Raw genomic sequence first — 20,161 nt, 5'->3', positions numbered from 1 at the left:
CTCGGTCGCGTCACGCTTCGTCGATCAGCACCCTACCGATACCGGCCGGAGATGGACACCTTTGCGGGGTACGCGTGAAGCGGCCCGGCCGGTCGGCGGTTCGGCGATACGTGGGCCGGGTGCTCGGCACGGTGCATGCCGGGAGTCGTGGTGCGGTGGTCCAGGGTGTTCGACGCGTACCCCCAAGAATTCGATCTTATGTCTCTGATCTTTTTCGGGCGGTGGGGTTACCCGAACGTTTGACTCCTTTGACGCGCCCGCACCAAACGGAGAAGAATTGCTCGTGAATCGATTCCGGTGACCTTTCCCGCGGCATGCGTGACGCTGCCCTACGTGCCCGGAAAGACTTTTCGCGTGCGCAGAGGGTTTTATCGGCATGCGCGGGGCGCGGTGTGTGGAAAATGGAGGATGAACGGCTATGAGTGACGTGTTCCCCACGGGCGGGGACCAGCCCTGGGAGCTCACCGGCTCCTACGTCGTCCTGCTCGCCGAGGACGACACCGACGCCGGCATCGCGGCCATGGAGGAGAGCGTCGGGACGCGCGCCACCGACGCCGGCGCGCTCGGTGGTGACGCGGTGGTGGTGTTCGACGAGATCGGCGTGGCGGTGGTGACCCCCGGCACGGACCGGCAGGAGTCGATGCTGGCCGCGGCGGCCGCCTCCCCCGCGGTGCTCGCCGTCGAACCGGAACGGTTCCTCTATCCGGTCGGCGACTACCTGAGCGGGTACGCGGACGGCGTCAACGACCTCGTCGCCCGGCTGCGCGGATCCGCCGCGGCGGGCCCGGTCACGGCTCCCGGCACCGGCACGGGCGTCGCGCCGCTCGACGAGAGCCGGGCCACCTGGGGTCTGCAGGCCACCCGGGTCCTCGAATCGTGCCGGACCGGCAACGGGGTCCGCGTCGCCGTCCTCGACACCGGCATGGCGCCGAACCACCCCGACTTCGCCGACCGGATCGTCAAACGGATGTCGTTCGTGCCCGGCGAGGACGCCGACGACCAGCACGGACACGGCACCCACTGCGTCGGCACCGCCTGCGGCTCCCGCGACCCGAAGACCCTCCCCCGCTACGGCGTGGCGCCCCAGAGCGAGATCTTCGCCGGCAAGGTGCTCGGCAACTCGGGACGCGGCACCGACCGGGGCATCCTCGCCGGCATCGACTGGGCCGTCACCGAGGGCTGCCGGGTGATCTCGATGTCGCTGGGCGCGCCGGCCCGGCTCGGCGACACCTACTCCAAGGTGTACGAGGAGGTCGCCCGCCGCGCCCAGGCCAAGGGCACCATCATCGTGGCCGCGGCCGGCAACGAGAGCCGCCGCCCCGGCGTGGTCAACCCGGTCGGCCATCCGGCGAACTGCCCGTCGATCATGGCGGTGGCCGCGGTCGGCCCGGACCAGTCGGTCGCCTGGTTCTCCTGCTCGGGTCAGAACCCGGACGGCGGCCAGGTCGACGTCGCCGCCCCCGGCGTCGACGTGCTGTCGTCGGTGGCCCCGGACGGCTACCGCCGGCTCTCCGGCACCAGCATGGCCACCCCGCACGTGGCCGGCATCCTGGCCCTGCTCGCCGAAGCCGACCCGGGCGCCACCCCGGCCGAACTGTGGGTACGCCTGCAGGCCGGGGCGAAACGCCTGCAGGCCCCGTCGGCGGATGTCGGCGCGGGCCTGGTCCAGGCCCCGTGACACCAACCGGATGATCGCGGTGACGGTGCTCGTCGACCAGGACCGGCTGGACGCGGTGGCCGAGGCGCTGCGCCGGTCCGGCCTGCTCGTCGACGAGGTGCACGCCGGCATCGGCGTGGTGTCCGGTCGTGTCCCGCCGGACCGGCTCGCCGGACTGCACGAGGTGGACGGCGTGCTCTCGATCGAGGCGGAACGCACCTACGAGCTCTGACCGGCCTCCTCGATCGACGGCGGGGCGGTCAGCTCCTGCCGCCGCTGCCGGCGCTTCTGCTCCCGGGTGATCCACCGGACGCCGTCGACCACCACCGACTCGAGGACGTGCTGCGCGACCTCGACACCGGTGGCCTCCAGGGCGAGCCGGGCGACCAGGTCACCCGGCTCGGAGGCGGCACGCAGCTCCTCGAAGCGGTCCAGTGCGATCTCCACGGCAGTGCCCGAGTCCAGCCGGATCACGAACGTGCGCTGGAAGACCCGAACCGCCGACGTGGCACGGGGCAGGGCGACCTCGGTCAGCGAGCCGTCCGGTGCCGGTACCGGCACCGGCTCGTCCGCCGGGGTGTGCAGCGCGCTCCGGACGCTCACCTGGGCGACCTGGACCTCCCGCAACGCCCCGTACGGCACCGCCCGCCGGGTCTCGTTGTACAGATCGCCCTCCCCGAAGTCGAGGTGCGACTGGAACTGCCGCAGCCCGGTCCGGGTGAGCAGGAAGACCGTGAGCAGATATTCGCTGTACCGGATCGGGCCGAATGCCTCCCGGGCCCGCTGCGCGTCCGCCTCGCCGGTGGCCAGTTGCACCGTGCAGATCACGGTGTGCGGGCGGACACCGTGCTCGCTCATCACGTCGGCGGTGAAGACGTCGACGTCCTGGGCCAGCCAGTCGGCCATCTCCTGGTCGGTCGGCCGTCCCCGCAACTGCTCGCTCCACCACGCCCAGCGGATCCGCTCGGCGGCGTACCGGAGACCCTCGGCCGCGGTCCGGACCCGGTGGGCGGACCACAGGGCCAGCCGCTTCACCAGCAGATGACCGAGCGATGCCGCGCCCGCGGCCAGGGCGAGCAGCGGAATCAGGTCGGTGGCGGCGACGACCGGTGTCATCCCGCCGACGAGGATCAGCACGGTGACGCCGAGCATGGCGACACCGGTCCACATCGTGCGGCGCAGCCAGGTCCGTTCCCGGTACCGGTGCTCGAAGCCGTCGAGGCCGTGAGTCCGCCACTGCTCGTACGTCTGCAGCGCGTGCCAGTGGGCCAGCCAGCGCAGACGGCCGTACTCGACGTCGTCCTCGTCGTAGCCCGCGACGATCTCGCGGGCTAGGGTGAGCCGCAGACCGGCGGTCGCCGTCGCCCAGTCCGTCCCCCCGAGCGGGGCGACGTGGCCGAAGTAGTCGTTCACCATCCGCAGCACCGCCGGGTCCGGGACCGCGGTGTCGCCGGACGGACGCCCCTCGTAGCGCTCCCGGAGGTATGTCAGCAGGTTGCGCCGGTGCCCGCGCCACCAGCCGACGCCCCCGCGCAGGTACCTGCAGACCGCGGTCGACCTGGCCACCTTCAACCTGCCCGCGGTCGTGGCCGTCGCCGTCTACTGGGCGAGCGGCACCGACAGCGGCCCGAGCCACGGTTCGCGTCGGTTCCGCGTACCGTGGCGAGGGTTTCAGCTCTCGCTCTTGATCTGATCGAACTGGGCGGCCATCGCCTCGGCCAGCGCCTGGGCCGCGGACAGCGGGCGGACCATCACCATGAACTCCCCGATCAGCCCGTCGTCGTTCAGGCGCAGGATGTCGCAGCCGGTGATGGCCTTGCCGTTCACCGTCGCCTCGAAGATCAGGACATGGTCGCGGTCGCCGGTGATCTCCCGGGTGTAGCGGAAGTCCTCGAAGACCCGCAGCACTCCGCGGAGGATCGCGGCGGTGATCGGCCTGCCCCGGTAGGGGGTGAACGCCACCGGGCTGATGAACACCACGTCGTCGGCGAGCAGGGCCTCGACGGCCGCGCTGTCGCGTGCCTCGACCGCTTCGCGGAATGCCTTCATGCCCACGGACCCTATCGAATCCCGGCGATGGCGGTGGAGGTCCACGGGACGGCCTGGCTCAGCCGAGGGACGGTGGCCAGGTCGATCGGCAGTTCGCCGCCCACCGTCCCGGCCGGGCGCCGGAAGGTGAACCGGTGGGTGATGCTGCCGCCCGCGGCGGGCGCGGCGACCGTCACGGTGAACGAGCCGTCCGGGCCGGGCGTGGTCGTGGGCCAGTCGGTGCCGGCGCGCTGCAGGCCGTCCGGCGGGGAGAACGTCAGGGTGAGTTGTCCGGGGTGGGCGCCGCGGCGGTGTTCGACGGTGACCGCGACCGTGCCCTGCCGGTACCCGCCGGTGGCGGCGCCGAGCGTCAGGTCGCCGGTGGTGAGGCGCAGGTCGGTGACCCGGGGGTTGAGGGGCATCCGGGTCGGGCCGCTGACCTGGGTGAACTTCCCGTCGCGGAGGGCGTAGCCGCGGGTCTGCCAGGTCTGCGGGGTGCGGTCGGCGCAGCAGCGCTGGTAGTCGGCGACCCGCGCGGTGACCACTCCGGTGTCGCCGACCTTCGCGGATTCGTCACGGATGTCGCGGACCTCGCCGGTGGTGGCGGCGATCCGGCCCAGCGCGACGATCCGGCCGGTGCTGTCGCGGTCGTAGGCGACGATCTGCTTGCTGCCGCCCTCGATCAGGCAGCCCATCGTGACGACGGTTTCGGCGGCACCGTCGCGGTCGACGTCGCCGTACGTGCTGGACAGGATCAGAACGGTGTCGCCGTGGGGCGGCTCGCCATCGGGGGTGGTCCGCGTCTCGGCACGGACCTGCCCGTCGTGGAACTGGAGTCTGCCGGAGGCGCACTGCAGGTTGTCGGCGGGCCAGGCCGGGACGTCGAGGACGGCCTCGCGCAGGACGGCCGGGGTGATCCGGCCGTCCTGCGGGGCGGCGGCGACGGGGGTGCCGGCGAGGAGTGCTACCAGGATGAGCTTCATGGTGTCGACATTGTGGACTAAACCGGCCTTTTGCCAAGCCTCAAGGGCGACGCTTCACCCGAAAGGGAACTAACCGCCGCTACACGAGACGGATGGCCAACTCCAGTTGCCGTTCGCCTGCACGGTGAGGCCGAAGGTGTTGCCGCTGCCGTTCGGGGTGGCCACCAGCGTCTGCGCGTCCGGGTAACTCGCCGTGGTGTTCCAGGTGGCGATGACCTTCGCCGGAGACGGCACGGTCAGGCGTACGGTCCAGTTGCTGGAACCGGTGACGGCGACGCTCAGGTTGTACCGGTCGCTCCACTGGGTGCCCGCGGACAACGTGGCCGAGCACCCGCTGGTGCCTCCGCCGCCCGGGGCGACGGCCCGGCCGGTCGACGGCGAGATCATGCCGGCGCACAGGCCGCGGGCGGCGAGCCCCTGGGCGATGCGCGGGATGGCGGCGACCGTGTTGGCCGGCCAGTCGTGCATCAGGATGATCTGCCCGGCGGTCAGCCGTGCGGCCGCCGCCACGATCGCGTCGGTGCTCGCGTTGTTCCAGTCCTGCGAGTCGACGTCCCAGATGATCTCGGTCAGGCTGTACCTCTGCTCCACCGCCCTCAACGTCGCGTTCGTCTCCCCGTAGGGCGGCCGGAACAGCTGCGGCGTGCCGCCGCCGGCATTGGCGATGGCGGATTGGGTACGCGAGAGCTCCGACTCCATCGTGGCCTGGCTCTGCTGGGTCAGGTGCGGATGCGTGTAGCTGTGGTTGCCCACCCACATCCCGGCGTCCACCTGGGACCGGACCAGGGCGGGGTTCGCCGCGGCGTACTGCCCCTGGTTGAACATGGTGGCCCGCAGCCCGTTGGTGCGCAGCGCGGCGAGCAGGTTCGGCGTGTTCCCGGCGGTCGGCCCGTCGTCGAAGGTCAGCCCGACGTAACCGGTGCAGGCGGCGGCCTGGGCCGGGGTGCCGGTGCCGAGGCCCGCGAGCCCGGCGGCGAGGGTGACGAGGGCGGTCAGGGCGGCCCGGATGCGCATGTCAGCTCCCACTGCACGTGACGGTCGGCCAGGACCAGTTGCCGTTGGCCTGGATGGTGACGCCGAACGTGTTTCCGCTGCCGTTCGGCGTGGCGACCAGTGTCTGCGCGTCCGGATAGCTCGCCGTGGTGTTCCAGGTGGCGATGCTCTTGGCCGGCGACGGGACGGCCAGGGTGACGGTCCAGTTGCTGGATCCGGAGACGGCGACGTTCAGGTTGTACCGGTCGCTCCACTGGGTGCCCGCGGACAGCGTGGCCGAGCAGCCGGTGCTGCCGCCTCCGCCCGAGGTGCCGCCGACGGTGATGTTGGAGTTGCCGCTGCTCTGGTAACCCTCGGTGGCCAGGATCTGGTAGTCGAACGAACCCAGGTTCATGCCCTTGCCGGCCCACGCGTCGAAGTGGGTGCCGGTGGTGATGGTGCCGCCGGTGCGCTTCGCCTGCCGGACACTCCAGTACTGGTAGAACGTCGCGGTGCCCTCGATCGACGGCTGGTTGACCCGCAGCGTGCGGTAGATGTCGTACGTGCCGCCGTCGCTGGTCACCGTGCCCATGAAGGTTCCGGTCGGCCGGTACGTGCCCCAGTTGTCGACGATGTAGTACTCGATCAGCGGACTCCGGGTCCAGCCGTACAGCGTCAGATAGGCGTTGCCGCTGGGGTTGAACGACCCGGAGTACGTGACGGCGCGGCGTGCGCCGGTGGCCCAGCCCTTGCCGGCGACGAAGTTGTTGACGCTGCTCCACTGGGTGCTGTATTGCCCGGCGGCGCCCATGGTCATGCTGACGTTGCCGCTGTCCTTCCAGAACGAGTAGAAGTACCCGTTGTTCGTGCCGGTCTGGTTCGTGGTGACGGTGGTGTCGGCGTGGGCGGTGCCGGTCATGGCGAGGACGAGCGCGCCGACGACGGCGGCCATGAGCCGGAAGCGGGGGACGGGCATGGCGGTCTCCTTTCCCAATGCATCGATGACAAGCGATGCATGCCGCCAGTATCGAATCGCCGCGAATCGAGTGTCAACAACTTCCGGAAACATTCCGGTAATGAAGATCGGCTCTGTACAGCGATTACTCTCGCCAACGGAGCACCCGTTGCGAACTACCGGAGAGCAGATCCGAAACTTTCGGAACCGCGACCACCCGGCCGGAGCAACCCGCCCGAATGTCCCATCAGGAACGACGCCGTCGCGAGTACGGTGAATCACCTCACCAGCACTCACCGCCACCGGACGGACGATGTTCCGACGCTCACCGGCCGGGCTGGGCCGCGTCGCGCTCCTGGCTCTGGCGTACTTGACGGTCACCACGTTCGTGGGGGTCGTGCACGCGGCCGGCGGTTTCGCCGGCCCCGAGCGCGGCAGTGTCGACCTGCGCTTCCGGGTCCGCGGCCCACAACCGCCGGACCCGCGCATCCTGATCGTGGCCGTCGACGACCGCACGGTCGCCGCGGTCGACCGGATGCCGCCGATCCCCCGCGGCCTGTACGCCCGGGCCCTCGACCGCCTGCACGCCGGCGGGGCCCGGCTGATCGTCGTGGACGTGCAGTTCTCCGGCGCCGGGCCGAGCCCCGCCGACGACGACGCGCTGGTCGCCGCGATCACCCGCAACGGCCCGGTGGTGCTGATGGCCCCGGACTTCCGCGGACCCGCCGAGGGGGTCCCGGCCGGGCGTTCCGGCACGGCCGGCGCGGTGCTCGCCGCGGCCGGTGTCGACCCCGACCCGGACGGCGTGCTGCGCACCATGATGTACCAGCAGGTGAACCTGCCGACCATCCCGGTCCGGGCGGCCCGGATGCTCGCCGGCGACCGCCGCGACGACGGGTTCACCGCCAACCACGCGTTGATCGACTTCCGGGGTGGACCCGGCACCTTCCCGACCGTGTCCCTCATCGACCTCCTCGAGGGCGACATCCCGCCGTCGCGGATCGCCGGGAGCATCGTCCTTGTCGGGGTCACCGCGCCGTCCCAGAAGGACGTCTTCCTGACCGCGGCGTCGCCGGTCCCGCTGTCCGGCGTGGAGATCCACGCGAACGCCCTGCACACCCTGCTGCACGGCGTCCCGCTGCGCCCCGTCCCACCCGCCGCCGACCTGGCCCTCCTGCTGATCGCGGCGGCCCTGCCGCTGCTGGCCGCCGCCCGGTGGCCCGCGCCGCGCGTACTGATCACCATGGTCCCGGTACTGGCCGTCCTGCTCGGCGCCGTCCAGTTCGCGTTCACCCGGGGACGGGTGCTCGCCCCGGTCCCGGCACTCGCCGCACTGTTGACGGCCACCGCCGCGGCCGTCGCGATCGACGCCCTCGTCGAGCGCCGGCGGCGGCACGCCCTCGAGGTGGCACTGCGGGATTTCGTCCGGCCCGCCGACGCCGACTTCTTCCTGTCGTACCGGCACGACCAGTCGAGCTTCGCGGCCGGCGCGATCCGCCGCGAACTGGTCCTCCGGTTCGGCGAGCACAGCGTCTTCATGGACACCGCACGACTCTCCGCCGGCCAGCAGTGGCCGAAACAGATCAGCGAGGCGATCCGGGGGTGCAGCGTGATGCTGGTACTGATCGGCCCGCACTGGGCACAGGCACGGTTCCCGGACGGCGGCCGCCGGCTCGACGACCCCGGCGACTGGGTGCGCCGCGAGGTGGCGGCCGGGCTGCGGCAGCCGGAGACGGTCGTCGTCCCGGTGCTGCTCGACGGCGCCGCGATGCCCGCCGGCGAGCTGCTGCCGGACGACGTCGCCGCTCTCGGGACACGGCAGGCCTTCGCGCTCAGCGGCGACCGTCTCGGCCCGGACGTCGACGACCTCGTCCAGGCCGTCCAGCGGGTGCGGCGTGCGGCACAGCCGCAGACCACCGGCGGCGGGCGGGCGGATCGGTGACGGCCCCTTCAGGGGTACGCGGAAGAGCCCGGTCCCGCACCCGCGGTCTGGCCTGCCTGGTCGCGGCCACCCTGGTCCTGGCCGGGTGCGGTGGCGAGCCGGACTCGACGACGGTGACCACTCCGGCGACGACCGCCACCACCACCATCGCCACGACGCCGCCGACCTCGCCCCCGACGATCCCGGATCCGGTCGTCGAGACGCCCACACCCGCCGAGACCTCGCCCGATGTGGAGGAGGTCGGCGACGCCCTCGGCTGCGGCGAGTACTGCCTGCAGGCCGGCGAGTACGGCGCCCCCGACGACGAACTGGACGACCCCGCCGACCTGTCCGATCCCGATCTGATCCTGGTCGACGGCGTGCTGCCGGTGACGGTCGACTGCCTCATCGACGTCACGTGCCGCGGCGCGATCCTGATCTGGGTCGATATCGACGACGAGTACACCGAGCTGGGCCGTTCCGACCTGGAGGTGGACGGCGACAGCACCCGGACCATCGCCGTCGAGGTGACCGCTGAGGGTCTCGGACTGCTCGACGAGGAGCAGACCCTGCGCGACGTCGTCGTCACCCTGGACCTGGGCAACCCGTGCCCGGACGGCGACGTCCACTGCATCGTCCACGAGGACGCCACCGTCGACGCCTCCTGACCGTCAGCCGCCGGTGGCGGGCGGGTCCAGTGCTCGGATCCAGTGCTCAGGCCCGGCGCTCAGGCCCGGCGCTCAGGCCCGGCGCTCAGGCCCGGAGGTTCGGCCGCCGGGCCCGGGCACCGGGGTCAGCCCGCCCAGATCGGCAGGTCGAGACGCGACGGGCGGGTCGTGTCGTGGGAGATCTCCTGGGTGGCACGGTGGGTCTCCGCCGCCGTGGCCGCCGGTTCGCCGGAACCCGGGTTGCGGGCGTAGCGGGGGTGGGCGCCGGAGGAGATCTGCACGCTGATCCGGTGGCCGGCCGCGAACCGGTGGAAAGTCGGCCACAGCCGCACCTCGACCTCGCGGAATTCGTCCGGATCCGCCGGGCCGGCAAAGCCATCCGTGGCGGGGACGCCATCCGCCACGGGAACGCTGTCCGTGACCGGGATGCCGTCCGCGGCAGGGCCGCTGTCCGTGCCGGGGACGCTGTCCGTGACCGGGATGCTGTCCGTGACCGGGATGCTGTCCGTGACCGGGATGCTGTCCGTGCCGGGACGGTCGTCGGTGTCTGCGATGCCTCCGATGCGGCGGATGCCGTCGCAGACCGTCATCACGCGGCCGTCCGGGTGGACGTCGCAGATGCGGACGAAGACGTCGGCGCTGGGCCGGTCCGAGCGGAAGCGGATCCGGGCGACCGGTTCGCCGGCGACGGTCACCGCCTCGGCCAGTGTGTCGCCGCGGAACACCACGACGTCAGGGCGCTTCTCGTGGGCGGCGTTGTCCACCGGGCCGGAGTCGCGTTGCAGGCTCGGGCCGCCGATCGCCGGGGTCGGGTCGGCAGGGTCGTAGACGTAGGTGGTCACGCCCCCACCGGCGGGCGCCGGCTCCGGACCGCCGACGGGAGCCGGGGCCGGACCGGCGTCGGCGGGAGCCGGACCGGCCTCGACGGGGGCCGGGCTCAGTCGGCCATCGGCGTGCAGGTGCCATGTCCGGTCGGCGGTGCCGGGCGGCGGCCACTCCGGCAGGTCGTGCCACTGGTCTGCGCCGGTGCGATAGGCGCGGACCGGGAACGTACGGCCGGCCGGCTCGCCGGAGAAGTGTTCCTTGAGGAACGCGGTGGTCTGCTCGAGTACCGGGCCGCCCATCCCCGGTGAGGTGTGCCCCCACGGTCCGAGGGTGAGCACCGGCGGACGGCCGGCGGCGGCCAGCTGGGCGTAGGTGCGCAGCTGCCAGGGCAGGAAGATGTCGTACCACCCGGTGACCATGGAGACCGGCGCGGTGACGTCCGGGACCGAGGCGGTGTGCGACTGCTGCGTCCAATAATCGTCGGTCAACCGCTCGTGGGCGACCCAGTCCTGGAACCAGTGCACCGGATGACCGGTCGCCGCGGTGTCCGCTCCCGACAGCGGCAGGGTGTCGAAGCCGCGACGCAGCTGCGGGTCGGGGCGCAGCATGCCGAGCGCCAGCCGCAGCATGTCGCTGCGGATCATCCGGTCCATCATCTGCGTCCAGCCCAGGGCGTTGCGCAGCGAGAAGGCGCCGTTGTCCCATGTTATCGCGCCGAAGTCGGGCATCGTGACGACCAGGCACAGGGCGTCCGGCGCGGACTGCGGCTCATCGCGCTGGAGCCGGCCGGCCACCGCCCACTGGGTGAAACCCATGTAGCTGGCGCCGAACGTGACGAGGTGCCCGGTGAACCAGGGCTGTTCGCGGACCCAGCGGTGGGTGGCGATGCCGTCACGCTGCTCGTCGACCTGCGGGGTGAAGACGCCGCCGGAGCCCCACGTGCCGCGGCAGCTCTGGAACAACACGGTGAAACCCTCGCGGGCCAGAGCGTTCGCGAAGCCGGCGACACCGCCGCGACGCCCGTACGGGCCACGGATGACGACGGTCGGCAGCGGCGCGGCGGTCACCCCGACCGGCGAGCCTGACATGGTCGGCGGAACCGGGGGGCTCGGCGTGACCGGGGTGATCAGGTCTGCGAGCAGCTCGACGCCGTCGTCCATCGGGACGCGCAGGTCCTTGCGGAGGGTGATGTCGAACGGTCCCGGGGCGAGGCCGGGGAACGTGCGGGACTGCCGCCATCGGGCGAAACGCTGGGTCAGGGTGGTCATCGGCCGTCCTCGGGTCGGGGGGTGTGCTGGAGCGCCTGGTGCAGGCGGACGAGGGCGGGCAGGGCCGCGGCGAGCGCCGACCGGGCTTCGGCGAGGACAGCCCGGTCGGCGGGGTCGAGACCGGCGAGCGCGGTGGTGACGAGCGCGGCGGCGGCCCGGTCGAAGCGGGCGAACAGGTCGAGGGCGTGTTCGGTGGCGGACACCTGGACGTGTCGGCGGTTGCCGGGCGACGGGCGGCGGGTGATCAGGTCGCGCGCCTCCATGGCGGTGAGGAGGTTGCTGATCGTCGGCCGGCTCAGGCCCAGCGTCGCCGCGAGCTCGCCGGAGGAGAGCACCGTGCCCCGGGGCAGCACCCGGATGATCTCGACCTGCGCGTCCGGGAGGTCGGGCAGGTCCTCGGCGGCCCGGACGGCGGACCGCAGCGCACGGGTCAGCGGCACGAGGGCCGCGGTGAGCCGCGCCGGGTCGAGGTCCGCCGTGAGCCGCGCCGGGTCGTGGGCGGCCGGGGATCCGTCAGCGTCCATGACGGCATAGTTTTGTTCCAAAATCATCAGCTGTCAAACATGGGCGGGTGGCCCGGCACACACTCGTCTTGACGCGTCGTCTTGACACCTTTCGCAGTCAGGGTCTGCCGCTGTGGTGATTTCGGGCGTCCAGCGCGCCCGAAATCACCACGCGGATGGGCTTCGCACCCTGACCACGAAACGTGCCTTGACGCGCCGTCGTCTTGACGCGCCGCGACGAACTCATATTAGTATGCGCATGTGAACATGTATCGGCCGAGGGAGAGCTGATGGGCCACGACCACCACCACGACCACGCCGTCACGGCCACCGGGAAACACCGGAACGTGCTGGCCGGCGCCCTCGCAATCTCGGTCGCCATCTTCGCCGTCGAGGTCGTCGGCGCCCTGGTCACCGGCAGTCTCGCCCTGCTCGCCGACGCCGGGCACGTGCTCGCCGACGCGGGCGGCGTCGCCCTGGCCCTGGGCGCCACCCTGCTGGCCGCCCGGCCCGCGGCCGGACGGCGCACCTTCGGCTGGGCCCGCGCCGAGATTCTCGCCGCCGCCGTGAACGGGCTGATCCTGGCCGGCATGGGCGTCTACGTGTTCGTCGAGGGCATCCGGCGGATCGTCGAACCCGGTGCCGTCGACCCGGGAGGGATGGCACTGTTCGGCGCCATCGGACTGGTCGGCAACCTGCTCGCGATGGCGCTGCTGTTCCGTGCCCGCGACGCCAGCCTCAACATGCGCGGCGCGTTCCTCGAGGTCGCCACCGACACCGCCACCTCGGTGGGCGTCCTCGCCGCGGCGGCGGTGATCGCGCTGACCGGCTTCACCCGCGCCGACGCCATCGTCTCGATCCTGATCGGCCTGATCATCGCGCCCCGCGCGCTGCGCCTGCTCCGGGAAGCCGCGAACGTACTGCTCGAAGCCGCCCCGGCCGAGGTCGACCTGGACCGGATCCGCGCGCACATCACCGAACTGGACCATGTGCTCGGCGTACACGATCTGCATGTGCACACGGTGACCTCGGGGCTGCCGGTGCTCACGGCGCACGTGGTCGTCGACGACTCCTGCTTCCAGGACGGCCACGCCCCGCAGCTGCTGGACACCATGCAGGAGTGTCTGGCCGGGCATTTCGACGTGGAGCACTCGACGTTCCAGCTGGAGCCGGCCGGCCACACCGACCACGAGAGCCCGACTCACCCCTGATCATGCCGGCCGAGGCCCGCGAAGCGCCCCTCAGATTAAGTTGATCATGATTCGCACCAGGGGCGTTGCGCCGACTGCCGCCATGGTCACATCAGTTGAGTGGCATCACGGCCGACCCGGCCGTCACCCACGGTCCGTCCAGAAGCCGAAAACGACCCTCACCGACGGCTGACGGTTCCGGGCCGTCGTCGGCGAACGGCGGGCGGCAGGCGGCAGGCGGCAGGCGGCAGGCGATTGATCAACACCGTGCCGCGGGCGACGGCCAGACCACGTCCGACTCCGCTGGTCACGTCCGCTGGCGTGGCAGCCGACGGACCGGGTGGCGGGGCGACTCCCAGGCCGGTTCGCCACCCACAGCACGGTGTTGTTCCATCGCCCGCTGGGATTCCGTGGTCTCGGCTACCGAAATCACATCAGCTGCGTGGCGTCAGCGGGTCAGGCCCGGCTCGCGGACGGCCATCCGGGACAGCGCCACCGCACTGAGCAACGGGACGACGGCCAGGATCAGCCAGGGCAGCGCCGTTCCCGGACCGGTCGCGGCGGCCGTGTCGAACAGCCGGCCGGTCACCGCGCTGCCCACCAGCACCGCGATTCCCCCGGCGGCGCTGAGCACACCGAAGTACGCCCCCAGCCGCCGTTCACCGGCGAGGCGGGCGGCGCTGTCGCGCACCAGAGGAGAAGTGATCATCTGGCCGGCGGTGAGCAGGACGACCAGCGCGACCGAGGGCCAGACCGCGGCCGTGCCCGGACGGGCCGCCGCGACCACCGCGAACGCCGCCGCGATCAGCGTGTACCCGGTCGCCGGCGCCCACCGCGGCCCGAGCCGGTCGCGCACCGCGCGAGCCACCGGCTGCCCGGCGATCACCATGATCGACGCGGCGGCGAAGAGCCAGCCGAGCGCCCAGGTCGCGCCGACCCTCGCCAGTTCCAGGGGCAGCGCGAGGTAGAGCTGGTTGTACGCGAGCAGCCCGGCACTCGCCGCCGCGGCCAGCGCCAGGAACCGCCGGTTGGCGAACACCTCCCGAAGCCCGTCGCGGACCGGTTCGCCGGCGTGCGCGCCCGGCTCGGCGGGCAGCAGGCGCCAGTGCATGAACCAGATGGCCACGAACACCACGGCGGCGGCCAGGCAGGTGCTCCGGAATCCGGCGGCGAGCAGCAGGGTGCCGAGCAGCGGACCGGTCACCGCGCCCACTTCCCCGGCGGCGGAGAACATCGCGAACAGGTCGGTACGCCGGACCCGGCCGGCCGTTTCCAGGCGGCCGCCTTCGCGGGCCAGCGCCGATTCGACCGCGGGCGAGAAGAGCGCGGCGGCGACACCGGTCAGCACTGCACCGGTGAGGACCTGCGGAAGGTTCCCGGCGAGGCCGAGCACCACGAAACCGGCGACGCGGACGACGCAGCCGGTCAGCACGACCGGCCGGGCACCGAACCGGTCGGCGAGCACCCCACCGATCAGGAAGAGTCCCTGCTGGCTGAAGGTACGCAGCCCGAGCACCAGCCCGACGGTGGCCGCGGCGAGTCCGAGGTCCTCGGCGAGGTGCCCGGCCAGGAACGGCAGCACCAGGTAGAACCCGACGTTGAAGGCCAGCTGGGTGAGCACCAGCAGCCGCGGGACGGCGGGCAGGTGCATGATCTCGGCAAGAATCATCCATCGCCGTACGGCCCCGGCCACCCGGACTCCCCCACCCCGCTATTGCAAATAATGTGCAACAGGGTAACAGCAAGATCGATCCGGGCCGCGATGTCTCCACCATTCGTGCCGCGAAACGGGCAGAACGCCACCGGGTACGCGCCGGAGGACGACTGTGGGATCCACAGACGACATCCACCACACCCCGGGAGCCCACCGTGAAGAAGACCGCAGTCCTCGGCGCCCTGACCGCCACCGGCCTGGCCCTCGGCGCGCTGGCCGCGAACCCGGCCGCCGCGGCCGCCGCCGACCCGATCCTCACCGGCAAACGGCAGGTCGTCATCAAGCCGCTCCCGTCGTTCGAGTCGATCGTCGGCATCGACGGCAAGGGCCGGCTCGACCTGATCGACGGCGAACCCGCGTACGGGCTCTTCGTCCTCTCCCCGGTCGGCGACAAGTACCAGATCAAGACCGCGAAGGCCGGCGACGGCCCGAAGGCGGCCTGCATCGGCATCCGCAACAACGGCAGCAACCCACTGACCGCGGTGGCCACCACCTGCGACGCGAAGCGGGCCGGCCAGCTGTTCACGCTTGTCGCGCAGACCGCGAAGGACAACGGGCGGCCGACCTACGGCATCCACAACCAGGGCGCGTTCCTGCAGTACTTCCCCCGTACCGGGCTGATCGCCGAGGAACTGGGCGACGCGAACCTGGCGACGACGTTCTCGTTCGTCGACAACGGCCCCGCCCCGGTCCTGCCGAAGTAGTCCTGATCCGAATCGGTCCGTAACCTGATCCGAACGTGACTCTTACGTCGCGCGGCTCGACTGGGCGACATGGCATCTCCCCGGCGGGCACCGATCCGGCACAGCGCGGTCGCGGCACTGATCGGCACACTGTTCACCTACTGGATCTGGCAGGCCGGGGCGATCGGGCACGCCCGGTCCTGCCCGGACACCTGCCTGACGCACGTCGCCGGCGAGGTGACCGCGACGAGCAGCTCGCCGTCGCACTCCGGGCAGGACGGGCGCGAGACCGGCGGCACCGGGCACTCGGCGACGATCGCGTTGTCCGGCGGCCGGACGATCGAGGTGTCCCTGCACCTGAGCGCGGGCGACGACGTCGACGTCGGACTCTGGCACGGCACCCCGGTCACCGTGGACCGGGCGCGCATTCCCGGTTCGGCATGGCCGGAGTCGTGGTACGGGCTCGTCACGATCCCGCTCTTCGCGGCCCTCGTGTACGCCGCACTCACCGCGGCCTCGGAGCTGGTGGTGTGGTGGAGGGGCGGGCCGCCGGCCGGGCCCGGCTGCCTTCCGCCGGTGATCGCGGTGCTGAGCCTTCCGCTGTCGATGCTGGCGGTCGGCTTCACCAACCTGTCGGACGGGGACTGGTTCCCGCGGTGGTGGCCCGCGCCTCTGCTGATCGTTCTCGGACTGCCGGTGGTGATCCGCGCCATCACCTCCACTTCTTCAGTCAATAGCATCAAGAGTTGGTCATGTGTCGATCCGTGACACTCGGTGTCCGGCAATACCGCCCGTTCCTCAAAGCCCTGCCCTGGAACTCTGCCGCACCCGCAGGTCCGCCGGGAACACACACCGCCAGAACGGCGCGACCTGCCGGTGCACCAGAGCCCGGGTGGCCGCGGCGGCCATCATCTCCACCGGCTGATGCACCGATGACATCGGCGGCGTCGCACACTCGGCGATCACACTGTCGTCGAACCCGACCACCGCCACATCGGCCGGCACCCGCCGCCCCGCGTCACCCAGCGCCTGCATCGCCCCGATCGCCAGCAGATCGCAGGCGGCGAAGATCGCGTCCACCCCGGGCTCCTCGGCGACCAGCCGCGTCGCCAGCTCATAACCCACCTCACGCCGGAACTTCCCGGTCAGCGAGATCTCCGGAATCCCCAACTCCCGCACCGCCCGCCGGAACCCGTCCCGGCGGGCGTCCGCACACGGATTGCCCTCCTGCCCGTGCAGGGCCGCGATCCGGCGGCGCCCCGACTCGTGCAGATGCCGCACCGCGGCGGCGGCACCGTCGCTGTTGGCGACGTCCACGAACGGGACCCCCGGAGCGGACGGGCCCATCGTCACCACCCGGTCGCACTGCTCGTAGAAGGCCGCCGCCAGCTCCGGCTCCACATTGCTGAGCAGCACACCGAGACTCACCGACTCGGCGATCGTGGCGATCAGCTCCGACGCCTGAGCCCGCTCCACCACGTGCACCCTGAGCTGCGCGGTGCTGCCGGCCAGCTCTTGGAGGATCCCGGCGGTGACCCGGCCGTAGTACGGACTGGTCCCGAAGACCGACGGATCGTCCACGATCACCAGCTCGATGACGTCGCCGTGCCCGTGCGCGAGGGCCCGGGCCACCGAGTCCGGCCGGTAGTCCAGCCGGGCGATCACCGCCCGGACGTGCTCCTTGGTCCGCGCCGACACGCCCGGCGCGTCGTTGAGCACCCGGGAGACGGCCGCCTTGGACACCCCGGCGGCGGCCGCGACATCGGCCAGAGTCACTCGCTTCCGCTGCATCCGCCGACTATAGGACGCGCCCCCGGTCTTCCCTGCCCCTTTTACTCCCGGGCGAAGTCAGGAGATCTCGCCCCGCACGGTCATCTCCACACCGATGGCGATCGCGTCGAAGTCGTCCGGCAGTACGGCGATGTCCTCGACCGCCTCCCAGCGCGTCAGGGATCCCGTCGGACCGCCTGGGCACTGACCGCCCGGAAGGTGGTCAACATCGCCGACGTCGACCTGGACGGCACTCCCGACCTGCTGTTCCGCAACATGGCCAGCGGCACCATGATGATCCGCCACGGCAAGCCGGGTGCGGTCGTCGCCTCGCTCAAGCCGGCCGGCGCGGACGGCAACATCCGCCTCTACCACCCGGGAGAGACCAGCGTCGGCATCTCCGACGAGATCGTCATCTCCACCGACTGGACGGCGGTGAAATCCTTCGGCTGAGCCGGGCCGGAGGCCGGGTAGAGTGACCCGCGGTGCCGGTTCGCCCCACCCGCCAGGCGGGGCGTCGTAAGAGGGAACCCGGTGGGAGACCGGGACTGCCCCGCAGCGGTGAGTGGGAACGAAAGTCGTCATGAAGCACTGGACCGGCGACGGTCTGGGAAGCGACGGCCGGTAGGAAGCACGCGTGCCCACGAGTCCGAAGACCTGCCGGCGCCGCGCCCGCCGACCGGTGGGCGCCGCCGGCGGTCCCTCGGGAGGACCAGGGGTGAACCCCCTCTTTTCGCGTGCCCGCCGGCCGCTTCGAGGGAGGGAGACACCGGTGGATCACACCGCATTCGGTCAGAGCACCGTCCTCGGCTATCCGCGCATCGGCGCGAACCGGGAGTTGAAGAAGGCCGTCGAGGCCTACTGGTCGGGCACCATCGACGCCGCCTCGCTGGAGGACACGGCCGCCGGGCTGCGCGCCGAGGTCTGGCGGACGCTGCGCGACGCCCGGCTGGACGCGATCCCGTCCAACACGTTCTCCTACTACGACCACGTTCTGGACACCGCGGTCGCCGTCGGCGCGATCCCCGAACGGTTCCGGCGGCTCGGCCTGTCCGAGCTGGACACCTACTTCGCCATGGCGCGGGGCGTCGACGCCGAACCGGCGCTCGAGCTCACCAAGTGGTTCGCCACCAACTACCACTACCTGGTTCCGGAGATCTCCCCCGACACGGTCTTCACCGCCAACCCGGTCAAACCCGTCTCGGAGTACGCGGAAGCGCAGTCGCACGGCATCACCACGAGACCGGTGCTGGTCGGGCCGGCCACGTTCCTGCTCCTGGCCAAGGGGGACGACCCGTTCGCCCGTCTCGGCGACCTGGTCGACACGTACGCGCGGATCCTGTCCGCCCTCGCCGGCGCCGGGGTCGCCTGGGTGCAGCTCGACGAACCCGCCTACGTCGCCGACCGCACCATCGACGAGATCAGCGCCCTGCACGATGCGTACGCCCGTCTCGGCGCCCTCACCGACCGGCCGAAGATCTTCGTCGCCACCTACTTCGGTGACCTCGGCGACGCCCTGCCGGCCCTGCTGCGCACCCCGGTCGAGGCGATCGGCCTCGACTTCGTCGCCGGACCCGCCAACCTGTCCCGGCTCGCCGCCGCCGGACCGCTGCCGGGCAAGACCATCGTCGCCGGGCTGGTCGACGGGCACAACGTGTGGCGCACCGACCTGCGGGCCGCGATCACCACCGGCACCACGCTGACCGCGCTCGCCGACCACGTCGCCGTCGCCGCCTCCTGCTCGCTGCTGCACGTGCCGGCCGACCTGGACGCGGAGACCCGGCTCGCGCCGGAACTGCGCGAACGACTGGCCTTCGCACGGCAGAAGGTCGACGAGGTGGTGCTGCTCGGCGCGGCGCTGCGGGACGGGACCGGGCCGGCGCCCGTACCCCTGTCGCCCGCTCCCGAGACCTGGCGCCGCACCGAGGTCCGCGCCCGCCTGGCCGCGCTCTCCCCCGCCGACCGGCAGCGCGGCGATTACCGGGCGCGGGCCGCGGCCCAGCAGGAACGTCTCCAGCTGCCGCCGCTGCCGACCACCACGATCGGCTCGTTCCCGCAGACCGCCGAGCTGCGCGCCGCCCGTGCCGCACTGCGTGCCGGGACGCTCGACGCCGACGGCTACGCCCAGCGGATGCGTGCCGAGGTCGCCCACGTCATCCGGCTGCAGGAGGAGCTCGGCCTGGACGTGCTCGTGCACGGCGAACCCGAGCGCAACGACATGGTCCAGTACTTCGGCGAGCAGCTCGACGGGTTCGCGGCGACCGACCACGGGTGGGTGCAGTCGTACGGCTCGCGGTGCGTCCGGCCGCCGATCATCTTCGGTGACGTGGCGCGCCGGGCGCCGATGACGGTGGCCTGGTCCAGCTACGCCCAGTCGCTGACGGCCAAACCGGTCAAGGGCATGCTCACCGGGCCGGTCACCATCCTCGCCTGGTCGTTCGTGCGCACCGACCAGCCGCTGGCGGCGACCGCCGACCAGGTGGCGCTGGCCCTGCGCGACGAGTGCGCCGATCTGGAGGCGGCCGGCATCACGGTGGTGCAGGTCGACGAGCCGGCCCTGCGCGAACTGCTGCCGCTGCGGGCGTCCGCGCAGAAGGCCTACCTGGACTGGGCGGTCGGCGCGTTCCGGCTGGCCACCAGTGGGGTGGCGGACGGCACCCAGGTGCACACCCACCTGTGCTACTCGGAGTTCGGCGAGGTCATCGGCGCGATCGACGGCCTGGACGCGGACGTCACCAGCCTCGAGGCGTCCCGTTCCGGGATGGAGGTGCTCGGCGATCTGGCCGCCGCCGGGTACCGCCGCGGCGTCGGGCCCGGGGTCTGGGACATCCACTCCCCGCGGGTGCCGTCGCGGGGTGAGGTGACCGGTGCGCTGCGCCGGGCGGTCGCCGCCGTGCCGGGCCGCCGGCTGTGGGTCAACCCGGACTGCGGGCTGAAGACCCGCGGCTATCCGGAGGTGGAGGCCGCGCTGCGGAACCTGGTCGCGGCCGCCGCGGAGGTCCGGGCGGGCTGAACCGGTCCGGG

18 protein-coding genes and 1 riboswitch are annotated in these 20,161 nt (G+C 72.0%); of the genes, 9 read left to right on the top strand and 9 right to left on the bottom strand.

The window, feature by feature from the left end:
* The first annotated feature begins 418 nt into the window (after positions 1–418).
* Positions 419–1,678 carry a S8 family peptidase gene (locus QSK32_RS21235; RefSeq protein ID WP_285472882.1) on the top strand — a complete coding sequence of 420 codons (1,260 nt, stop codon included), beginning with the start codon at positions 419–421 and terminating at the stop codon, positions 1,676–1,678.
* Between the two features lie 10 nt (positions 1,679–1,688).
* On the top strand, positions 1,689–1,889 hold the full coding sequence (locus QSK32_RS21230) for a hypothetical protein (RefSeq protein ID WP_045744985.1): 201 nt from the start codon (positions 1,689–1,691) through the stop codon (positions 1,887–1,889).
* Here the strand turns inward: QSK32_RS21230 and QSK32_RS21225 are convergent.
* From QSK32_RS21225 to QSK32_RS21205, 5 genes are all read right to left on the bottom strand, one after another.
* Positions 1,877–3,223: a hypothetical protein gene (locus QSK32_RS21225; protein WP_285472881.1), complete on the bottom strand. Its 1,347-nt coding sequence runs from the start codon at positions 3,221–3,223 to the stop codon at positions 1,877–1,879. The genes QSK32_RS21230 and QSK32_RS21225 overlap by 13 nt on opposite strands.
* 105 nt (positions 3,224–3,328) lie before the next feature.
* Positions 3,329–3,706 (bottom strand): nuclear transport factor 2 family protein, encoded by a 378-nt coding sequence (locus QSK32_RS21220; protein WP_045744940.1) that lies wholly within the window; start codon positions 3,704–3,706, stop codon positions 3,329–3,331.
* Between the two features lie 11 nt (positions 3,707–3,717).
* On the bottom strand, positions 3,718–4,668 hold the full coding sequence (locus QSK32_RS21215; protein WP_045744939.1) for a hypothetical protein: 951 nt from the start codon (positions 4,666–4,668) through the stop codon (positions 3,718–3,720).
* Positions 4,669–4,737: 69 nt separating this feature from the next.
* Positions 4,738–5,682 carry a polysaccharide deacetylase family protein gene (locus QSK32_RS21210; RefSeq protein ID WP_285472880.1) on the bottom strand — a complete coding sequence of 315 codons (945 nt, stop codon included), beginning with the start codon at positions 5,680–5,682 and terminating at the stop codon, positions 4,738–4,740.
* Position 5,683: 1 nt separating this feature from the next.
* Positions 5,684–6,616: a glycoside hydrolase family 11 protein gene (locus QSK32_RS21205; RefSeq protein WP_045744937.1), complete on the bottom strand. Its 933-nt coding sequence runs from the start codon at positions 6,614–6,616 to the stop codon at positions 5,684–5,686.
* A 292-nt stretch (positions 6,617–6,908) separates the two neighbouring features.
* On the opposite strand from QSK32_RS21205, the gene QSK32_RS21200 reads away from it, so the two are divergent.
* Together QSK32_RS21200 and QSK32_RS21195 are read left to right on the top strand one after the other, a co-directional pair.
* A complete protein-coding gene (locus tag QSK32_RS21200; protein ID WP_285472879.1) occupies positions 6,909–8,537 on the top strand; it encodes a CHASE2 domain-containing protein in 1,629 nt (542 codons plus the stop codon).
* The gene (locus QSK32_RS21195; protein WP_285472878.1) at positions 8,534–9,184 is read left to right on the top strand and encodes a hypothetical protein; all 651 of its coding nucleotides are present in this window, start codon (positions 8,534–8,536) and stop codon (positions 9,182–9,184) included. Before QSK32_RS21200 ends, QSK32_RS21195 begins: the two co-directional genes overlap by 4 nt.
* 125 nt (positions 9,185–9,309) lie before the next feature.
* Here the strand turns inward: QSK32_RS21195 and QSK32_RS21190 are convergent, their stop codons facing one another.
* Both QSK32_RS21190 and QSK32_RS21185 read right to left on the bottom strand, forming a co-directional pair.
* Entirely contained in the window at positions 9,310–11,277 is a 1,968-nt protein-coding gene (locus tag QSK32_RS21190; protein WP_285472877.1) for a CocE/NonD family hydrolase, read from the bottom strand.
* Entirely contained in the window at positions 11,274–11,801 is a 528-nt protein-coding gene (locus QSK32_RS21185; protein ID WP_285472876.1) for a MarR family winged helix-turn-helix transcriptional regulator, read from the bottom strand. The genes QSK32_RS21190 and QSK32_RS21185 overlap by 4 nt, the downstream gene beginning before the upstream one ends.
* Positions 11,802–12,070: 269 nt before the next feature.
* On the opposite strand from QSK32_RS21185, the gene QSK32_RS21180 reads away from it, so the two are divergent.
* Positions 12,071–12,991 (top strand): cation diffusion facilitator family transporter, encoded by a 921-nt coding sequence (locus QSK32_RS21180; RefSeq protein WP_045744935.1) that lies wholly within the window; start codon positions 12,071–12,073, stop codon positions 12,989–12,991.
* A 427-nt stretch (positions 12,992–13,418) separates the two neighbouring features.
* Here QSK32_RS21180 and QSK32_RS21175 read toward each other — a convergent pair whose 3' ends face one another.
* Positions 13,419–14,663, bottom strand: a complete 1,245-nt coding sequence (locus QSK32_RS21175; RefSeq protein WP_285472875.1) for an MFS transporter — start codon at positions 14,661–14,663, stop codon at positions 13,419–13,421.
* 176 nt (positions 14,664–14,839) lie between these two features.
* Between QSK32_RS21175 and QSK32_RS21170 the strand changes: the two genes are divergently transcribed.
* Positions 14,840–15,388, top strand: coding sequence for a hypothetical protein (locus tag QSK32_RS21170; RefSeq protein ID WP_285472874.1), 549 nt, complete (start codon positions 14,840–14,842; stop codon positions 15,386–15,388).
* A 69-nt stretch (positions 15,389–15,457) separates the two neighbouring features.
* Positions 15,458–16,135 (top strand): hypothetical protein, encoded by a 678-nt coding sequence (locus QSK32_RS21165; RefSeq protein ID WP_285472873.1) that lies wholly within the window; start codon positions 15,458–15,460, stop codon positions 16,133–16,135.
* Between the two features lie 30 nt (positions 16,136–16,165).
* On the opposite strand, the gene QSK32_RS21160 is transcribed toward QSK32_RS21165, so the two are convergent.
* The gene (locus tag QSK32_RS21160) at positions 16,166–17,158 is read right to left on the bottom strand and encodes a LacI family DNA-binding transcriptional regulator (protein WP_285472872.1); all 993 of its coding nucleotides are present in this window, start codon (positions 17,156–17,158) and stop codon (positions 16,166–16,168) included.
* A gap of 198 nt (positions 17,159–17,356) precedes the next feature.
* Between QSK32_RS21160 and QSK32_RS21155 the strand changes: the two genes are divergently transcribed.
* Together QSK32_RS21155 and metE are read left to right on the top strand one after the other, a co-directional pair.
* Positions 17,357–17,590, top strand: coding sequence for a hypothetical protein (locus tag QSK32_RS21155; protein ID WP_285472871.1), 234 nt, complete (start codon positions 17,357–17,359; stop codon positions 17,588–17,590).
* 19 nt (positions 17,591–17,609) lie between these two features.
* Positions 17,610–17,816, top strand: a riboswitch (cobalamin riboswitch).
* Between the two features lie 93 nt (positions 17,817–17,909).
* Positions 17,910–20,150, top strand: a complete 2,241-nt coding sequence (gene metE, locus QSK32_RS21150; protein WP_285472870.1) for a 5-methyltetrahydropteroyltriglutamate--homocysteine S-methyltransferase — start codon at positions 17,910–17,912, stop codon at positions 20,148–20,150.
* The last annotated feature ends 11 nt before the right edge of the window (positions 20,151–20,161 follow it).

The organism is Actinoplanes sp. NBRC 101535 (assembly GCF_030269225.1).
Classification (GTDB): domain Bacteria; phylum Actinomycetota; class Actinomycetes; order Mycobacteriales; family Micromonosporaceae; genus Actinoplanes; species Actinoplanes rectilineatus.
Note: the sequence above shows the minus strand (reverse complement) of the source record. Positions and strands in the feature narration are given on the sequence as shown.

Excerpts from the sequence above, each read along its gene's own strand:
- QSK32_RS21235 (WP_285472882.1), top strand. The coding sequence starts at position 419 with ATGAGTGACGTGTTCCCCACGGGCGGGGACCAGCCCTGGGAGCTCACC.
- QSK32_RS21230 (WP_045744985.1), top strand. The coding sequence starts at position 1,689 with ATGATCGCGGTGACGGTGCTCGTCGACCAGGACCGGCTGGACGCGGTG.
- QSK32_RS21220 (WP_045744940.1), bottom strand. The coding sequence starts at position 3,706 with ATGAAGGCATTCCGCGAAGCGGTCGAGGCACGCGACAGCGCGGCCGTC.
- QSK32_RS21215 (WP_045744939.1), bottom strand. The coding sequence starts at position 4,668 with ATGAAGCTCATCCTGGTAGCACTCCTCGCCGGCACCCCCGTCGCCGCC.
- QSK32_RS21210 (WP_285472880.1), bottom strand. The coding sequence starts at position 5,682 with ATGCGCATCCGGGCCGCCCTGACCGCCCTCGTCACCCTCGCCGCCGGG.
- QSK32_RS21205 (WP_045744937.1), bottom strand. The coding sequence starts at position 6,616 with ATGCCCGTCCCCCGCTTCCGGCTCATGGCCGCCGTCGTCGGCGCGCTC.
- QSK32_RS21200 (WP_285472879.1), top strand. The coding sequence starts at position 6,909 with ATGTTCCGACGCTCACCGGCCGGGCTGGGCCGCGTCGCGCTCCTGGCT.
- QSK32_RS21190 (WP_285472877.1), bottom strand. The coding sequence starts at position 11,277 with ATGACCACCCTGACCCAGCGTTTCGCCCGATGGCGGCAGTCCCGCACG.
- QSK32_RS21185 (WP_285472876.1), bottom strand. The coding sequence starts at position 11,801 with ATGGACGCTGACGGATCCCCGGCCGCCCACGACCCGGCGCGGCTCACG.
- QSK32_RS21180 (WP_045744935.1), top strand. The coding sequence starts at position 12,071 with ATGGGCCACGACCACCACCACGACCACGCCGTCACGGCCACCGGGAAA.
- QSK32_RS21165 (WP_285472873.1), top strand. The coding sequence starts at position 15,458 with ATGGCATCTCCCCGGCGGGCACCGATCCGGCACAGCGCGGTCGCGGCA.
- QSK32_RS21160 (WP_285472872.1), bottom strand. The coding sequence starts at position 17,158 with ATGCAGCGGAAGCGAGTGACTCTGGCCGATGTCGCGGCCGCCGCCGGG.